Source organism: Streptomyces sp. L-9-10, from assembly GCF_004151105.1.
In the GTDB taxonomy this organism is placed as follows: domain Bacteria; phylum Actinomycetota; class Actinomycetes; order Streptomycetales; family Streptomycetaceae; genus Streptomyces.
Genome location: NZ_PHRF01000113.1, coordinates 24455 through 41387, shown reverse-complemented (window position 1 = coordinate 41387; position 16933 = coordinate 24455). Strand labels below are relative to the sequence as shown.

General features: G+C 69.7%; 18 protein-coding genes. 9 read left to right on the top strand and 9 right to left on the bottom strand.

Features of this window, described 5'->3' with window-relative positions; translation table 11 throughout:
• Positions 1–220: 220 nt before the first annotated feature.
• Complete coding sequence (locus CU044_RS26735) at positions 221–940, bottom strand: 5-formyltetrahydrofolate cyclo-ligase (RefSeq protein ID WP_205124107.1); 720 nt, start codon at positions 938–940, stop codon at positions 221–223.
• 15 nt (positions 941–955) lie between these two features.
• Positions 956–2122 (bottom strand): helix-turn-helix transcriptional regulator, encoded by a 1167-nt coding sequence (locus tag CU044_RS26730; RefSeq protein ID WP_129771313.1) that lies wholly within the window; start codon positions 2120–2122, stop codon positions 956–958.
• Positions 2123–2365: 243 nt separating this feature from the next.
• On the opposite strand from CU044_RS26730, the gene CU044_RS26725 reads away from it, so the two are divergent.
• Genes CU044_RS26725 through CU044_RS26715 form a run of 3 tightly spaced genes read left to right on the top strand, consistent with a single transcriptional unit; the run spans position 2366 to position 3872 of the window.
• On the top strand, positions 2366–2665 hold the full coding sequence (locus CU044_RS26725; RefSeq protein WP_240045863.1) for a hypothetical protein: 300 nt from the start codon (positions 2366–2368) through the stop codon (positions 2663–2665).
• Positions 2662–3525, top strand: a complete 864-nt coding sequence (locus CU044_RS39750; RefSeq protein ID WP_240045862.1) for a hypothetical protein — start codon at positions 2662–2664, stop codon at positions 3523–3525. The genes CU044_RS26725 and CU044_RS39750 overlap by 4 nt, the downstream gene beginning before the upstream one ends.
• Positions 3522–3872, top strand: coding sequence for a hypothetical protein (locus CU044_RS26715; RefSeq protein ID WP_129771311.1), 351 nt, complete (start codon positions 3522–3524; stop codon positions 3870–3872). Before CU044_RS39750 ends, CU044_RS26715 begins: the two co-directional genes overlap by 4 nt.
• 178 nt (positions 3873–4050) lie before the next feature.
• On the opposite strand, the gene CU044_RS26710 is transcribed toward CU044_RS26715, so the two are convergent.
• The 4 genes from CU044_RS26710 to CU044_RS26695 form a co-directional block, all read right to left on the bottom strand.
• Positions 4051–6633, bottom strand: coding sequence for an ATP-binding protein (locus tag CU044_RS26710; RefSeq protein WP_129771310.1), 2583 nt, complete (start codon positions 6631–6633; stop codon positions 4051–4053).
• 205 nt (positions 6634–6838) lie between these two features.
• On the bottom strand, positions 6839–7162 hold the full coding sequence (locus tag CU044_RS26705) for an STAS domain-containing protein (protein ID WP_030351976.1): 324 nt from the start codon (positions 7160–7162) through the stop codon (positions 6839–6841).
• A 151-nt stretch (positions 7163–7313) separates the two neighbouring features.
• Positions 7314–8162, bottom strand: coding sequence for a 3-hydroxyacyl-CoA dehydrogenase family protein (locus tag CU044_RS26700; protein ID WP_129771309.1), 849 nt, complete (start codon positions 8160–8162; stop codon positions 7314–7316).
• A gap of 155 nt (positions 8163–8317) precedes the next feature.
• The gene (locus CU044_RS26695; protein WP_129771308.1) at positions 8318–8956 is read right to left on the bottom strand and encodes a TetR/AcrR family transcriptional regulator; all 639 of its coding nucleotides are present in this window, start codon (positions 8954–8956) and stop codon (positions 8318–8320) included.
• A gap of 80 nt (positions 8957–9036) precedes the next feature.
• Here CU044_RS26695 and CU044_RS26690 point away from each other — a divergent pair, with 80 nt between their 5' ends.
• Genes CU044_RS26690 through CU044_RS26680 form a run of 3 tightly spaced genes read left to right on the top strand, consistent with a single transcriptional unit; the run spans position 9037 to position 11210 of the window.
• Positions 9037–9819, top strand: coding sequence for an ATP-binding cassette domain-containing protein (locus CU044_RS26690; RefSeq protein WP_129771307.1), 783 nt, complete (start codon positions 9037–9039; stop codon positions 9817–9819).
• Between the two features lie 49 nt (positions 9820–9868).
• Positions 9869–10624 carry an ABC transporter permease gene (locus CU044_RS26685; protein WP_129771306.1) on the top strand — a complete coding sequence of 252 codons (756 nt, stop codon included), beginning with the start codon at positions 9869–9871 and terminating at the stop codon, positions 10622–10624.
• 13 nt (positions 10625–10637) lie between these two features.
• A complete protein-coding gene (locus CU044_RS26680; RefSeq protein ID WP_129771305.1) occupies positions 10638–11210 on the top strand; it encodes a cob(I)yrinic acid a,c-diamide adenosyltransferase in 573 nt (190 codons plus the stop codon).
• A gap of 2 nt (positions 11211–11212) precedes the next feature.
• On the opposite strand, the gene CU044_RS26675 is transcribed toward CU044_RS26680, so the two are convergent.
• The gene (locus tag CU044_RS26675) at positions 11213–11803 is read right to left on the bottom strand and encodes a hypothetical protein (RefSeq protein ID WP_129771304.1); all 591 of its coding nucleotides are present in this window, start codon (positions 11801–11803) and stop codon (positions 11213–11215) included.
• Positions 11804–11954: 151 nt separating this feature from the next.
• On the opposite strand from CU044_RS26675, the gene CU044_RS26670 reads away from it, so the two are divergent.
• From CU044_RS26670 to CU044_RS26660, 3 genes are all read left to right on the top strand, one after another.
• Positions 11955–13199: a histidine kinase gene (locus CU044_RS26670; protein WP_240045861.1), complete on the top strand. Its 1245-nt coding sequence runs from the start codon at positions 11955–11957 to the stop codon at positions 13197–13199.
• Entirely contained in the window at positions 13196–13846 is a 651-nt protein-coding gene (locus tag CU044_RS26665) for a response regulator transcription factor (protein WP_129771302.1), read from the top strand. The genes CU044_RS26670 and CU044_RS26665 overlap by 4 nt, the downstream gene beginning before the upstream one ends.
• Before the next feature lie 144 nt (positions 13847–13990).
• Positions 13991–15847, top strand: coding sequence for a glycoside hydrolase family 18 chitinase (locus CU044_RS26660; protein WP_129771301.1), 1857 nt, complete (start codon positions 13991–13993; stop codon positions 15845–15847).
• 134 nt (positions 15848–15981) lie between these two features.
• On the opposite strand, the gene CU044_RS26655 is transcribed toward CU044_RS26660, so the two are convergent.
• Together CU044_RS26655 and CU044_RS26650 are read right to left on the bottom strand one after the other, a co-directional pair.
• Complete coding sequence (locus CU044_RS26655) at positions 15982–16428, bottom strand: DUF2550 domain-containing protein (RefSeq protein ID WP_129771300.1); 447 nt, start codon at positions 16426–16428, stop codon at positions 15982–15984.
• A gap of 127 nt (positions 16429–16555) precedes the next feature.
• On the bottom strand, positions 16556–16930 hold the full coding sequence (locus tag CU044_RS26650; protein ID WP_129771299.1) for a F0F1 ATP synthase subunit epsilon: 375 nt from the start codon (positions 16928–16930) through the stop codon (positions 16556–16558).
• Between the last annotated feature and the right edge of the window lie 3 nt (positions 16931–16933).

Genomic DNA, 16933 nt, shown 5'->3' with positions numbered 1-16933 from the left:
CCACCCCCCGGGCCATACCTTCAACAGGGGGGAGCAGTCATGCCGGTCCCGGAGGCCGGGAGCCCCATTGCGGAACCACGAAAAAGGTAATGGGGGGGTCGTGGTCCGGGGTGCGGTGCGCCATCCGGCGGGGTGCGCCTGCGGCGGGGGGTGCGGTTGTCGTGGCTGGGCCGGGGGCCGGGGCCGCCGGCCATCGGTCTGTCGGCGCTCGGGTGCCGTACTACTGGCTGCGCTGCCGCTCTGCCAGTACCGGAATCGCCGCGATCTTCTCGGTCGTCAGGTCGCCCCATACGAGACCACGCGGCCGACGAGGGCTGGTGCAGGAGATCACCTCGTCGGGCGTGACGATGTAGTCGACACTGAAGTCGTGCTCCGTCTCGGGGATGTCTTCCTCGATCACCTGGAGCCCGTGCACCGGAGCGACGATCACCGTTCGATCCGTCACCAGGCCCGCCTCGATCAGAAGTGCCACCTCAAGGTCGGAGTAACCGGCCCCCTTGCCGATGCGCGCGCCCGACCGGTTGACCGCGACGCTGCCGCACACCACCACATCGATCGGCCGCATGTCGTCGACGCCGACGCGACGAGCGACCTGCGACGCACCCTGTTTCCCGGCGGCCTCCTCGGCCGGGATTCCGAGGGAGCCGGGATCGAGCAGGTAGAACGGCTGGAGCGTCGCCATCCTCGGCACGGCCATATAGACCCGCTTGCCATCCTTCAGCGCGCGGACACGTACCGGCAGCTGCGCATAGTCAGGGTTGGCCTTGACGGTGGCGGCTCGCTGCCAGACGTCCAGCTCGGCGAGCCCTTCCGCCGTCGCTTCAGCGCCGAAGAACCCGGGAATCTTGCCGTACGAGTCCCCGGGGGCGCCGCCTCCGGCTATGAGACGACGCCACACCATCTCCCGTACGGCCTGCTTGGCTTGGTCGATGCTCCGCACGCGCTCCACCTGTCCTCACATCGCGGCCATCAGGGCGAGAAGACGATCGTTGATGTCCTGCGCCCAGGGCTCTCGCCTCCACTGTCGAAGCTCCCGACCGGCCGAGAACGCCAGATTAAGACCTCCACCGCCACGCGTCAGTTCCACGGCATCAATCGTCCGATGCATGGCGCCGGCCGCCTCGTCCAGCTTTCCTTGACGGAGGAGTGCGAGTGTCAGGTTCCCGAGCGCGATAGCCTGGCTCTTCTTCTTGGAGACCAGCGCATGGGTGGTCGTGCGGAGGATCGGCTCGGCCAGTTCCGGTCGGTCGAGGAACAGATAGCACGATCCAGCGAGCCGGTTGAACTCATTGATCGTGTAGTACTCGGCCGACACATCGTCGTCGTTCACGCGGTCGAACTGGGCCTCCGCCCTTCTCAGCGCGTCCTCGCACTCCTTGAGCGCGCCGGTCATGGCGTACCCCTCGGCAACGTGCAACAGGCTCAGCCCGGTCAGGGACGGGCTGGCCGGCTCGGCAACTTCGGCAGCCTGCCGCGCAAGCAGCACGCCCCGTGCTGGTTTCTTCTCGCCGTAGAGGGCCACGAAGCTCATGCGCAGCGTGGCGTACGACTCGATCGAGGGATCACGCACATGGCGCGCGGCGCTCACCGCTTCCTCGAAGTAGCCGAGCGATGCTCGGTGGTCGCGTCGTTGGCTGACGTCCCAGACCAGTTGCCCCATGAGCGTTGCCGAGTCTGCTTCCACCTCATACAGAGCCCTACGCACGCGCGGATTGGCGGCGTTCTCACGGAGGAACCTCACTTGCCCGTGAATGACACCGGCGGGCCCCAGCAAGCTGGTGGACGACGCTTGATCGTAGGATTCGTCCACCTGTCGCAGGCGCTCGTGCAGATAGGCGACAACCAGCAGATCGGCCGAAGCCGGGTTTTCAAGCGCATAGTTCACACGTTCGCTTGATTGCGCTTGAATGATCGTCACGTCATCCAGAGCAGCTTGTAGTTCGTCACGGCTGACTTGGAACGCACGAGCGATCTTCGGCCGTAACCAGGCCTGCGGCTCTGTTTCAGCACTCTCCCAGCGACCCACTGTCGAACGCTCGACACCCAGGTATTCAGCAAGGGACTCCTGTGTGAAGCCTGCCGATTTACGACGCTGAACGAGCCGTATCCGCTTCGCGGCCATCGCCCATCCCTCCGACTGACGCGGGGCGGGAAACAGCCTAGCCAATCGAGTGACGTCTCCGCAGGCCAGTCGGTCGGATGCGGCGTGGATGCGACATTCGCGCGGCAATCGTGCTGTGGATTTCCCCAGGTCAAACCGGTTTCCTCGCCATCGGGCCGACCGACGGCGCAGTAGATACCCATCGCCGGTCGAGTCCTCACGCCCCACCAGGAGGAATGGATGCGACTTGGAATGTATGGATATATGAGGTTGGCCGCGTCCGATGAATACGGCCCCGAAGACGACACCTTGCAAAGCGGGATGGCGGCGCACGCCGAACGTGAGGGCTTCGCGTTGGAGCGAGTCTTCATCGAGCAGCTTCGCTCCAACGAACCTGCCTTCGACAGCCTGACGGACGCACTCAGAACGAGCCGCATCCGCGACGTAATCGTGCCGTCTCTTTGGCACTTCGCCCGGCTTCCCGGTCTGCAAAGAGCGATGCGAGAACACATCGAGCAGGAAATCGGCGCGCGGATCTGGATCATCCAGGGGGCACAGCAGTGAACGACGACAAGAAGTTCGCCTACGGCTATATGCGCGTCTTCTCTGATGTAACCGGCCAGGAAGCATACGAGGTGGAGCGAAGCCTGCGGCGCTATGCCGAGGCCAACGATCTCCATCTCGGCGGCATCTACCACGAATTCGTCAGCGGCTCACTCGACGCCTTCAACGAGATGGTCGACGTACTCAGATGCACTGGTGCGGGCACCGTGATCCTGCCGTCCCTCGGGCACCTCAGCGAGAACGGTGCGCTCCGGAGGGCGTTGTTGGACCGGCTGGAATTCAGCTTCTCAACCGAGGTGCATACGCTTGATGAACACCGCGGCCTAGCCAGTGATCAGCTCCGGGCCTGGGACCGGCTGACACTCGTTGCGCTGCCCACAGCAGTGGGCTGCGCGCGGGCGTTCACCAAAGTGATGCTGGGATGGTGGAGAGCGCCCCACATCCTCGACGAAGCCCTACTCGTGACCTCCGAGTTGGTCACGAACGCTGTTCAGGCCACCGAGGCGAAGCACATCATCGGGGTGCAGCTTCAGATCATTGACGACAGCGTGCTTGTCGAGGTCTGGGACGACAGCCCGGCGCTCCCCATGCTGAAGGAGCCCAGTACGAACGCCGAGATCGGCCGCGGCCTGTGTCTCGTAGAGGGATTCGCCAAGCGCTGGGGCACCTGTGGGGCGCCAGCCGGAGGAAAGATCGTCTGGGCTGAGCTGACACTTTCACCTCAACCAGAGCCGTTCACCGGATCCGCGCCTCTACCGCATCGTGTGCCGGGCAGCCTGCGCGTGCCGGACGGGCCGGCCAAAGAGAGGGTCGAGACCGCACTGATGCAGCGCGTCTTGGAAGGATGGGGCAACCTGTGACACCCCGGCTTGAAGAACCTCGGCCGCCCAAGGTGATCCACTGTCTCGGGTCTCTGGTACTGCGATCGGACAGCAGCTCCGACAAGCCCGCGGCCCGCTTCATGGTGGAGTGCGAGGACTGCCACGACACCTCCGACCCGGTGGACGACGTCCGGCGGATTACCGAGGCGTGGGCGCTGAACCACGCCGCCGACAACCCCGGCCACGAGTACTACCAACTCACGGCACACCGATTCTGGCGGGTGACCCGCGGGCCGGCGCGGGACGGTGCCGCCGCCCCCGCGCACGGCCGGTTCGTCGGTGGCGGCGGTGAAGGGGGTCGCGCAGGGGGCGTGTCCGGGACGTAGAGCGTGATGTGTGGCGTGCGCGAACGCCCGAACCGTCGTCAGGGCAGCTGCGCGCCGTACGGGGGTCCAGGGGTGTCCCCCGGGGAAAGCACAGCATGCCGTCCCGGGCGCGAGGCCCGGAGCGCACCCCGGCGACAACCCGCACCCCGACCACCGGCCCCAGCCGAACCGCACCCGGCTACGCGACCGTCGGCTCCGGGGACGTCTCGGACAGCGACGGGTTGGGGCCGCTCACCGTCGTCTGTGGGGACGACGGTGGTGGCGGGGTGCCCGTGGGGTCCTCCGTCGGGTCGTCGCTCGGTGACGGGGACGACGGGGACGACGGCGGGGTCGACGGGCTCGTCGGTGGCTTGCTCGATGAGGTCGGGGGCTTCGACGGCGGCGTGGAGGGGCTGCCCGGCTTCGACGGGGTGTCGTCGGGGGACGACGCGCTGTCCGACGGTGTGCCCGACGGTGACGCCGAGTCGGACGGGCTCGCGCTGTCCGAGGGGACGGCGCTTCCCGAGGTGCTCGGCGCGGGGAGTTGGACGTCCGGGTTCGGGGGCGCCTCGTCGACGGGCTGATCGGCCGGCAGGTCGCCCTCGCCGTTGTCGGCGTCCGGGGACTGTCCCGTACGGACCTCGTCCGCAGGGGCGTTGTCGCTGCCCGAGGTCGCGCCGAGCGTCACCACCGTGCCCAGGACGGCCGCGAGCACCGCGCCCGCTCCCGCCGCGACCAGGTTGCGGCGGGCACCGAACGCCGGGCGGCGGCGGTGCGCCACGGGCACCGGAGCGGTGCTGCGTCCGGGACCCGGCGCCGGGGACTCGTGCCGGGTGACCAGCGTCACGTTCTCGTCCGGGAACGAGGCCGGGACCGGAGCCGATGCCGGGGCCGAAGACACCTCGGGGCCGAACCCCGGCCCCGCCCCCGGCGGCAACGCCAGCGGCATGGACGTGCCCGGCCGGCCGGTTTCGCGGTCCGTGACCAGTGCCAGCGCCCTGCGTCCCGCGACCGTGCCGACCTTGTCGGCGACGGCCCCGCGCATGCCGATCGACGCCTCCAGCTCCGCGCGGGCCCGGTCCAGGTTTCCGACGCAGAGCGCGAGGACGCCCAACTCGTGGTGGAAGTACGCCTCTTCCGCGACCTCTCCGGCGATCCTGGCGGCCTCGGAGCCGGACCGCAGGACGCGTTCCCAGGCGCCCCAGTGGAGCCCCGCCAGGAAGGCGGGCGCGGCGCTGCGGGCCAGCAGGACGGCCGCGCTCGGGTGTCCCGACTCCTGTCCCGGGACCAGCGGACCCATCGCCGCGAGGATGGCGTCCGCCTCGGCGGTGACGCGTTCGGGGGTGACCGACGGGTGCGCCGCCCACCAGGCGTAGTGCTGGGCGGCGGTGTGCGCGTGGGCCACGGCGTCGTCCGCGTACCCCTTCGCCTCCAACTGCGTGACGACGCCCGGGGCGAGCCGGTAGCGCGCGCCGACCGGGGTGAGGAGGCCGCAGCTCATCAGTTCGCCGAGCGCGGCGTCCGCGTGGGTGTCGCCCACCAGGGCCGGCAGATGCGCCTGGTGCGGGACCTCGCCGCCGAGCGCGACGGCGAAGCGCAGGGTGGCGCGGGCGGCCTCGCTCAGCCGGGAGGCGAGCAGGACCGCGGGCGCGGCGCCCTCGCCGAGGGTGGGCAGCGGAATGTCGTAGCCGTCGGGGGTACCGGCGGTGAGCGTCGGCGTGTCGTCGGAGACCCGCTCGAAGGGCCGGACAAAGGGCTCGAACTCGTCGGAGGCCTCGGAGCTGCCGCGCAGTTGGTCGCGCTGTCGCAGCAGAGCGCCCGCCTGGACGAAGCGCACGGGCAGGCCCTCGGACTCGAACCAGAGGTCGCCCGCCCAGTTCGCCTCCTCGTCGGTGAGGGGGCGTTCGACGACGCGCTCCAGCAGTTCCAGCGAGGAGCCGCGGCCGAGGCCGCCGAGCGCGACCTCCTCCAGGCCCGCGTCCGCGGACGGCGGGTCGGTGTCGGGGGCCGCGGCGAGCAGATAGGCGCATTCGGGCGTCGCGGCGAGGAGTTCGTCCAGCGCCTCACCGCCCAGTTCCAGATCGTCCAGGACGACGACCGCGCCGATGCCGTGGACCAGTTCGAGCAGTCCCGCGCGGTCGGGGCGGCAGCGCGCGGAGTGGTGAACGGCCGCGTACAGCTCGTACAACAGCTCGGTGGTGGTGCGCCGGTGGCCGGAGAGGCGTACGACCCCGTCGGGCGCGAGATCCGCGCAGTCCGCTGCGACGGCTTCGAGCAGTGCGGTACGTCCCGAGCCGGGGGCGCCGGTGAGACGTACGGACCTGCCGCGCCCCAGCAGCCCCGCCAGCCGCTCCCGTTCCGCGGAACGCTCCAGCAGCGGAAGGGGCGGTGCGGCGGGTCCCGGCGGTACGGAGGGCCGGCCCGCGCGCTGGAGATCGGCGCGTTCTGCGGCGGTGCGCCGCGTGGGGGCGTCGGGCCCTCTGCCGGGCGGGCAGAGCTCGATCTCGCTGCCGTCGACGGGGTTGACGGTCAGCAGGTATTCGCCGGAGATGAGCTGGACGGTGCGGACGGGCGGTGGGGTGGTCACAGGACCGGCGCCCTTGAGATGCGCGAGGGCCGGGGTGACCTGGGCAGGGGTGATGTGCGCCGGGCCGGCGTGGGAAGGGATCGCGGGCAGGGCCGCGGGCACGATCTCGGTGCCCGGCGGACGTGCCGAATCCGCGCTCTCACCCGCGCGTTCGTCGTGACCGTACTCTTCCGGTCCCCGGTCTATCGGGTCCATGGTGGAAAGCTCCCCAGATCGTGGCGTGCGATGCCCCCCGGCCTCACACGCCCATCTGTCGCTTCTGGTGCCGGTGTCTGCGTCCACGGGTCAGTCAATCGGCAGACGGCCGAACCCTAGACCTCCGCAGGGTATCCGCGTCCAGCCGGGGTACCACGCCGTCCAAGACATCACGATCTCATGAGAATTGCGCGATGTGGGACGGTCAGACCCGAGGGAGCGATTCTGCGGCGATTCCACCCTCGATGGCGAGAATGCGGTGCAATCGGGTCGCCACCAGCAGTCGCTGCATCTGCGGTGGGACACCGCGCAGCACAAGCCTACGGCCGCACCGCCCCGCGCGTCGGTGGGCTCCCATGATGACGCCGAGTCCCGTGGCGTCCCAGGAGTCCAGTGCGGTCAGGTCGAGCACCAGATCGCCGACGCCGTCGTCGACCGCCGAGTGCAGGACCGTACGGGCGTCCGCCGCGCTGCGTACGTCGAGGCGGCCCCCGACGACCAGCTCGGCGTGGTCGCCCCTGATGTGCATATGCGCTCCCCGAGAGTGCTTTCCGTGCTCCGTAGTCTGTTCCGGTCTTCCAACAACTGACTGCCACGCGGCCGAAGAAGTTGCCGTCTGTAAGCGAACCGATATCGAATTCACCCTGTGGGGTGCGGTGCGGGTACCGGTGTGGCGCGGCTCAGTGCTTGTAGAACCCCTGCCCGCTCTTGCGTCCGATGTCACCCGCGTCCACCATCCGGCGCATCAGCTCCGGCGGTGCGAACTTCTCGTCCTGCGACTCGGTGTAGATGTTGCCGGACGCGTGGAGCAGGATGTCGACGCCCGTCAGGTCGGCGGTGGCGAGCGGGCCCATGGCGTGGCCGAACCCCAGCTTGCAGGCGGTGTCGATGTCCTCGGCCGACGCGACGCCCGACTCGTAGAGCTTGGCGGCCTCGACGACGAGGGCGGAGATCAGCCGCGTGGTCACGAAGCCCGCCACATCGCGGTTGACGACGATGCACGTCTTGCCCACCGATTCGGCGAACTCCCGAGCGGCGGCGAGGGTTTCGTCGCTCGTCTTGTAGCCGCGCACCAGCTCGCACAGGCGCATCATCGGCACCGGCGAGAAGAAGTGCGTACCGACGACGCTCTCCGGACGCCCGGTCACGGCCGCGATCTTGGTGATCGGGATCGCCGAGGTGTTGGAGGCGAGGACGGCGTCGTCCCGTACGAGCTTGTCGAGCGTACGGAAGATCTCGTGCTTGACGTCGAGCTTCTCGAAGACGGCCTCGACGACGACGTCCGCGTCGGCGACGGCGTCCAGGTCGGTGGTCGTGGTGATCCGGGCGAGCGCCGCGTCGGCGTCGGCCTCTTCGAGCTTGCCCTTGGCGACGAACTTGCCGTACGAGGCCCTGATCCCGTCGATGCCCCGGGCCAGCGCCGCGTCGGTGACATCCCGCAGGACGACGTCCCAGCCCGCCTGCGCCGAGACCTGCGCGATACCGGACCCCATGAGTCCGGCCCCGATGACGGCGAGCTTCTTTGCCACGACGCACCCCACGATTCCTGTTCGGCTTCTGTTCAGCCTTAACACCTGTTTACATGCGAGCTCTCTGCCGGAGGTTAGCGGTCGCGGCCGGTCAAGTGACGGTGAAGAGATGCGCGTCACGTCTCACATGACGGACATCACACCGACGGGGACCATCAGGCGTCGCGTACCGCGTACTTGAGCACCTTCCCCCCCAGCACCGCTTCCATGTCGTCCAGCAGATCGAGCGCCTCGCGCGACACCGGGCCCGGCTTCCCGCCCTCCGTCATCCGCTGGGCGATCCGCCCCATGAGCGTCCCGTGCACCCAGGAGAGCTGGCCGGCCACGAGCGTGGGGAGCGTGTCGTCCTCGTCGGCGCCGGTCTCCTCCCGCAGCGTCCTGTCGAGATCGACGAGGACTTCGTGCTGGAGGAGTCCGAGCCGCGAGCCGAGGGCGGGCGAGCCGTGTACGACCTCCATGAAGCGCGCGTACCCCTCGGAGAGCCCGACGACGGGTGACACGGCCTCGACCAGTTCGCGCAGCTCGCGGAAGACGGCGTCCGATGCCGACTCGCCCTCGCGCCGGCCCCGTACATAGCGGGAGAGCCGGTCCACGATGGACTTGCTGCGATCGAGGAAGAGGTCTTCCTTCGCCTCGAAGTAGTTGTAGACGGTGTTGACGGAGACGTCCGCCGCCTCGGCCACCTCCGCGATCGTCACCGCGTCGAAGCCGCGCTCCAGGAAGAGACCCGTGGCCACATCCGAGATGTGCTGCCTGGTCTGCCGCTTCTTCCGTTCCCTGAGGCCCTCGGACATGCCCCCATCCTAGGCTTCGCCGCAACCGGTGAAAACTTGGAGTCATTGCAAACTTTAAGAGATTCTGTTTTTCTGGGGCCGTGTCCATCATCAGTACGGCCGGGCTCGCCCGGACCTTCCGGACCAGGAACGGCCCCGTCGAGGCCGTTCGCGGTATCGATCTGACCGTCAGGACCGGCGAGATCATCGGCTTCCTCGGTCCCAACGGCGCCGGCAAGACCACCACCCTGCGGATGCTCACCACCCTGCTGCCGCCCACCGGGGGCGCGGCGACCGTCGCGGGCTTCGACCTGGAGCGCGAAGCGGACGCCGTCCGGCGGAAGATCGGGTACGTCGCCCAGGCCGGCGGCGTCGACCCGCAGATCTCCGTACGCGAGGAGCTGGTCACCCAGGGACGCCTCTACCGCCTCGGCAAGCCGGCCGCCGTCGACCGGGCCGGGGAACTGGCCCGCGATCTGGGCCTCGTGGAACTGCTCGACCGCCCGTGCGGCGCGCTCTCCGGCGGCCAGCGGCGCCGGCTCGACATCGCGCTGGGGCTCATCCACCGTCCCGAGGTGCTCTTCCTCGACGAGCCGACCACCGGACTCGATCCGGGCAGCCGGGCCGATCTGTGGGATCTGATCCGCTCCGTCCGCGAGCGGTACGGCACGACCGTCTTCCTGACCACGCACTATCTGAACGAGGCGGACGAGCTGTCCGACCGGCTGATCGTGGTCGACCGGGGCGTGGTGGCCGCCGAGGGCACCCCGAGCGCGCTCAAGCACGCGTACGCGGGCTCCCCCGACGCCACCCTCCAGGACACCTTCCTCGCGATCACGGGGCGCGGGATCACCCCGGGGGACACCGCGCCCGTGGCCGTATGACCGCCGTCCCCCGCTCCGCCCACCACCGTCCGGCCTCAGGAGTTACGTGATGACCGCGCTGCTGTCCGACACCGCGCTGGTCTTCGGGCGCTACGCCCGCCAGACCCTGCGCTCCCGCTTCCAGATCCTCTTCGGCGTGCTGATGCCGCTGCTCCATCTGCTCTTCTTCGGTCCGCTGCTGACCGGGCTGCCGCTCGGCGGCGCGGGTGACTCCTGGCAGGTCCTCGTCCCCGGCCTGCTGCTCCAGCTCGCCCTGTTCGGCGCGCTCTTCGCCGGTTTCTCGGTCATCGTCGAGAAGCAGCTCGGGGTGGTGGAGCGGATGCGGGCGACGCCCGTGAGCCGGCTGGCGCTGCTGCTGGGGCGGGTGCTGCGGGACGCCGCGCTCCTCGTCCTCCAGGCGGTGCTGCTGGTGCTGGCCGCCCTGCCGATGGGGTTGCGCGCGCCGCTCGCCGGCGTCCTCGTCGGCTTCGTGTTCGTGGCCGTGCTGACGGTCTCGCTCGCCTCGCTCTCGTACGCCCTCGCCCTGAAGGTCGGCTCACCGCAGGAGTTCGGCCCCACCATCAACGCCGTGAGCATGCCCTCGATGCTGCTCTCCGGGCTGATGCTGCCGATGGCGCTCGCGCCGGACTGGCTGGACATGCTGTCGCGCTTCGTCCCGTTCCGCTATCTGGTGGACGCGGTCCGGGCCGGATACGTGGGCGACTACGCCGGTACGGCCATGCTGTACGGGGCCCTGATGGCGGTCGCGCTCACCGCCGTGTCCGTCACCGTCGGTACGCGGGTCTTCCGGAAGGCCGGGGCGTAACTACTCTGGCCGTATGGTCAATCTGACGCGCATCTACACCCGCACCGGCGACGACGGCACGACAGCGCTCGGCGACATGAGCCGTACCGCCAAGACCGACCTGAGGATCGCCGCGTACGCCGACGCCAACGAGGCCAACGCCGCCATCGGTACGGCGATCGCCCTGGGGCAGCTGTCCCCCGGGCTCGTGAAGATCCTCGTCCGGGTCCAGAACGACCTGTTCGACGTGGGAGCGGATCTCTCCGCCCCGGTGGTGGAGAAACCGGAGTTCCCGCCGCTGCGCGTCGAGCAGCAGTACATCGACAAGCTGGAGGCGGACTGCGACGCGTACCTGGCGGAGCTGGAGAAGCTGCGCAGCTTCATCCTCCCCGGCGGCACCCCGGGCGCGGCGCTGCTGCACCAGGCGTGCACGGTCGTACGGCGCGCCGAGCGCTCCACCTGGGCGGCGCTCGACGTGCACGGCGCGACCATGAACGCGCTCACGGCCACCTATCTGAACCGCCTCTCCGACCTCCTGTTCATCCTGGCCCGCGTGGCCAACAAGGAGGTCGGAGACGTGCTCTGGGTTCCCGGCGGGGAGCGCTGAGGTCAGCCCCGCGCGCCGGCGGACGGGTGGCGTTCCACGCGGGTGGGTTCCTCCGCGTCCGCCGGGGGCTTCTTCGGCCAGAGCGCGTACGTCAGGGCGATCACGCCGTGGATACCGGCGACGCGCGCCGCGTTGAGCTGCCACGCGACCAGCGAGCCCGTACTGCCCGCGTCGCCCACGTACCAGATGGCGATCTGGAGCAGGACGGCCGCGACGGCGGCGGCCACGACCGTACGGAGCCACAGCCGGCCCTCGTGCCGGGCGCGGGCCATGCCGTACTTCGGCGGTCCGACCGGCGGGGGGCCGTCGGCGAAGCGGTGGGCGACCCAGCCGTCGATCCGCTTGATCGTGTAGTGGCCGTAGCCGATGGTGAAGCCGATGTACATCGCGGCCAGACCGTGCTTCCAGTCCGGCTCCGCGCCGTTCCTGAGGTCGATGGTCGTGACCACCAGCAGCACGACCTCCAGCAGCGGTTCCAGCAGCAGGACCGCCGCGCCGAGCCTCGGCATCCTGGCCAGGTAGCGCAGGGTCAGCCCGGCGGCCAGCAGCACCCAGAAACCGACCTCGCAGGCGACGATCAGTGTGACGATCACGGCGCCTCTCCTTTCTGTCGGTTCCAGCCTCCCGTCGGCGGGGACACAACACGTCGTCGTCAGTGACGAACCGCGACTGCATCCTTCGATGTACCCGGCGCTCGCCCGGGATGGGGAGGACGGTGCCCGACGGGCCGTGTTGGATGGAGGGATGATCGCCTCTCCCCGGTCTGCCGCGTCCGTCCCCCCGCGCCGGCCCGGGTCCTCCCCCTCCCGCGGGCCGCACCGCGTCGATGTGCTGATCGCCCTCTCCGGTCTGGCCGGCGGCATCGCCCTGTGGGCCGTGGGGCTGCACACCCAGGGGGGCCGCTTGCTGCCCGGGGCCTGGGTGCTGCTGCCGCTGGCCGTCATGGCGGGAGTGGAGCTGCTGCGCAGGTCGGCGCCGCAGACCGCGCTGGTCGTCGGCACGCTCGCGCTGGTGGCCGATCAGTTCACGCGGGGCAGTCTGGCGACGGTGGTGATGTTCACGGATGTGATCTACGCGGCCGTGCTCTACGGGACACCGGCCTCCGCCCGCCGTATCCCCTGGACCGCCGGGCTGATCACGGTCGCGGTGACGATCGGGTCCGTGACCTGGCTGCGTACGCCCGAGGCGTTGCTGCTCGGGGTGGTCACCGCGCTGGTCGGCTTCTTCCCGGCCAGTACCGGTGTTCTCGTACGCAACCACCGGGACGCCGCCGAGTCGGCCAGGCTGCGGGCCGAACAGACGGCGCTGCTGGCCGAGATGGACCGGACCCAGGCGGTGGCGGCGGAGCGCGCGCGGATGGCCCGGGAGCTGCATGACATGGTCGCCAACCATCTCTCGGCGATCGCCATCCACTCGACGGCCGCGCTCTCGCTGGACGACGAGCGCACGACCCGGGACGCGCTCGGTGTCATCCGGGAGAACAGCGTCGAGGGGCTGGCCGAGATGCGCCGGCTGATCGGGCTGCTGCGGGAGCGCGGCGACACCGGCACGGTCTCCGCGGCGCCGACACTGCGGGCGGTGGACACACTGCTGGAGCAGGCCCGTACGAACGGTGCCTCCAGCGGGCTGCGGTTCACTCTGGACGACCGGCGCGGCGAGGACGTCGCGCTGCCCGCGCCCATCGATCTGGCCGCGTACCGCATCATCCAGGAGTCGCTGACCAACGCCCTCAAGCACGCGGTCCCCGGGACGACCACCGTCGAGCTGGACGGATCGGAGCGCGCGCTGACGGTACGCATCCGCAGCCCGTTCGGTGACCGGCCGGGGCCGCGCGCACCGGGGTCGGGCGCCGGTCTGATCGGGATGCGCGAACGGGTCGAGCTGCTGGACGGAGCGTTCGAGGCGGGTCCCGTCACGGGCGCCGACGGAGGGAAGATCTGGCTGGTGAGGGCCGAACTGCCGGTCGTGGAAGGGCGGGAGAGAGCATGACGATCCGAGTGCTGGTCGCGGAGGACCAGTCGGCGGTACGCGCGGGGCTGGTGCTCATTCTGCGCAGCGCGCCGGACATCGAGGTCGTCGGGGAGGCGTCGGACGGCGAGGAGGCGGTCGCGCTGGCCCGGGAGCTGCGGCCCGATCTGGTGCTGATGGATGTGCAGATGCCACGGCTCGACGGGGTGTCGGCGACCGCGAAGGTGGTCGCGGAGCGGCTGGCCGATGTGCTGGTGCTGACCACCTTCGATCTGGACGAGTATGTCTTCGGGGCGCTGCGGGCCGGGGCCTCGGGCTTTCTGCTGAAGAACGCGGAGGCCGGTGAGCTGCTGGCGGCGGTCCGTACGGTGGCGCGCGGCGAGGGCCTGATCGCCCCGGCGGTCACCCGCAGGCTCATCGCCGAATTCGCGGCGCCGACCCCCGTACGCACCGCCGACGCGCCCGATCCGGAGATCCTGAACCCTCTCACGCGTCGCGAGCGCGAGGTGCTTTCGTGCCTCGGTGAGGGGCTGTCGAACGCCGAGATCGCGGGGCGTCTCACGATGGCCGAGGCGACCGTGAAAACCCATGTGAGCAGGCTGTTGGCCAAGTTGGGACTGCGCAGCCGGGTGCAGGCCGCCGTCCTCGCGCAGGAGCTGGGAATCTGACCGGCGACTCCCACCTTTGGTCTGGACCTATTGACGAGTGGTCCAGACCTTCCTACTCTCACCGCACACACTGCGGTGAGCCGTCGCAGGGTGAGCAGTGCACGGACCACCCCGTTTTGTCCTGTACTCATCTGAGGAGCACGCTTGAACTCCCAATCCGCCCTCCCTAGAGCCCGGTTCAGATCCAGAGCCGTCGCGGGTCTCACCGCGCTGCTGCTGCCTCTCGCCGCGCTCGTCGGGCTGGCCACCCCCGCGCAGGCCGCCACCTCGGCCACCGCCACGTACACCAAAGCCTCCGACTGGGGCTCGGGCTTCGAGGGCAAGTGGACGGTGAAGAACACCGGAACCACCAGCCTCAGCTCCTGGACCGTCGAGTGGGACTTCCCCGCCGGTACGGCGGTCACCTCCGGCTGGGACGCCGACATCACCGGAGCGGCCAACCACTGGACCGCCAAGAACAAGACCTGGAACGGCACGCTCGCCCCCGGCGCGACCGTCACCTTCGGCTTCAACGGCACTGGTACAGGCGCCCCGACCGGCTGCAAGCTCAACGGCGGCTCGTGCGACGGCGGCCCGAGCGTCCCGGGCGACAACCCGCCCTCGGCGCCCGGCACCCCGGCCGCGAGCGAGATCACCAACACCTCGGTCAAGCTGAGCTGGACCGCGGCCACCGACGACAAGGGCGTCAAGAACTACGACGTCCTGCGGGACGGCGCGAAGGTCGCCACCGTCACCGGTACGACGTACACCAACACCGGTCTGACCGCGGGCACCGACTACTCGTACACCGTCCAGGCCCGTGACACGGCCGACCAGACGGGCCCGGTCAGCGGCGCCCGCGCGGTCCGCACCACCGGTGGCGACACGGGCCCCGGCCCGGGGCCCGGCAGCAAGGTCAAGCTCGGGTACTTCACCGAGTGGGGCGTCTACGGCCGGAACTACCACGTCAAGAACCTGGACACGTCCGGTTCCGCCGCCAAGATCACCCACATCAACTACGCCTTCGGCAATGTGACCGGCGGCAAGTGCACGGTCGGCGACTCCTACGCCGACTACGAGAAGGCGTACACCGCCGACCAGTCCGTCGACGGCGTCGCCGACACCTGGGACCAGCCGCTGCGCGGCAGCTTCAACCAGCTGCGCAAGCTCAAGGCCAAGTACCCGCACATCAAGGTCCTCTGGTCGTTCGGCGGCTGGACCTGGTCCGGCGGCTTCGGCCAGGCCGTGCAGAACCCGGCCGCCTTCGCGCAGTCCTGCTACGACCTGGTGGAGGACCCGCGCTGGGCCGATGTCTTCGACGGCATCGACCTGGACTGGGAGTACCCCAACGCCTGCGGTCTGACCTGTGACACCAGCGGCCCGGCGTCGTTCAAGAACATGATGCAGGCCATGCGCGCCAAGTTCGGCGCCAACAACCTGGTCACGGCGGCCACCACGGCGGACGCCTCGGCCGGCGGCAAGATCGACAAGGTCGACTACGCGGGCGCGGCCCAGTACATGGACTGGTTCAACGTCATGACGTACGACTTCTTCGGCGCCTTCGCCGCGCAGGGCCCGACGGCTCCGCACTCCCCGCTCACCTCGTACCCGGGCATCCCGCAGGCGGGCTTCAACTCCGCCGAGGCGATAGCCAAGTTCAAGGCGCAGGGCGTACCGGCCAACAAGCTGCTGCTCGGTATCGGTTTCTACGGGCGCGGCTGGACCGGCGTGACCCAGGCGACCCCGGGCGGCACCGCGACCGGCGCCGCTCCCGGTACGTACGAGCCCGGTATCGAGGACTACAAGGTCCTCAAGAACACCTGCCCGCCCACCGGCACCATCGCGGGCACCTCGTACGCCAAGTGCGGCAGCAACTGGTGGAGCTACGACACCCCGGCCACCATCACGTCCAAGATGGCCTGGGCGAACCAGCAGAGCCTGGGAGGCGCCTTCTTCTGGGACTTCACGGGTGACACCGCCAACGGCGAGCTGGTGACCGCGATCAACAGCGGTCTCGGATAGCCAGAACGGCACAGTGACCCGAACGGCACAGTGAAGGGGGCGGCGCCCGAGCGCCGCCCCCTTCTCCACGTCCACCGAGGTCTTCACGTGCGGAGGTCTTCACGTCCGCTGAGGTCCCGCCAGGCCGCCGGGGCTCAGGCCACGTTCACCCGCTGCCCCGGGGGAGCCGCCTCCAGCCAGGCGAGGAAGCCGGTGAGGGCGTCATCACTCATCGCCAGCTCCAGCCGTACATCGCGGTGCGCGCAGCCCAGGATGACCGCGTCGGAGAGCAGCGCCAGCTCCTCCTCGCCCTCGGGCGCGCGGCGCGACAGCACCTCGATCGCGGAGCGTTCCAGCGTACGGCGCGGGCGCGGGGCGTACGAGAAGACCCGGAACCAGTTGATGCGGTCGCCGTTGTAGCGGGCGACGCCGTACACCCAGCCCTTGCCGGAGAGATCGGGCTCCGCCGGCACGTTCCAGCGCAGACTACAGTCGAACGTCCCGCCGGAGCGCTGGATCAGCCGCCGGCGCAGACCGAAGACGAAGAGCCCCACCGCAACCAGTACGACGACCAGTCCGCAAATGAGCAGAGCGAGGACCATCAAACACCGACCTCCTCGCCTCATTCAGTACCGGAACAGGAACCGCAGCCGCATCGCCTCAGCCGCGACCCGGTCCGGAGGGATCCGGAACGAGCCGCGGCTGAGGATAAATCAGTGGTGGCAGCGCTCAGCGCACCGCCACCGCGCGCAGTCGGACGTCGGCGCGCCGTTCGGCGGCGTCGTCGTCACCCGACTTCGCGCGTTCCAGCGCACGCTCGGCGCGCTGGGTGTCGATCTCATCCGCCAGCTCGGCGATCTCCGCCAGCAGCGAAAGCTTGTTGTCGGCGAACGAGAGGAAACCGCCGTGCACAGCGGCCACGACCGTTTCGCCCTCACTCGTACGAATGGTCACCGGGCCCGACTCCAGCACACCGAGCAGCGGCTGGTGACCGGGCATGACGCCGATGTCGCCGGACGCGGTGCGCGCGACGACCAGGGTGGCCTCGCCGGACCAGATACTGCGGTCAGCGGCGACCAGCTCGACATGCAGCTCAGCAGCCAAGGG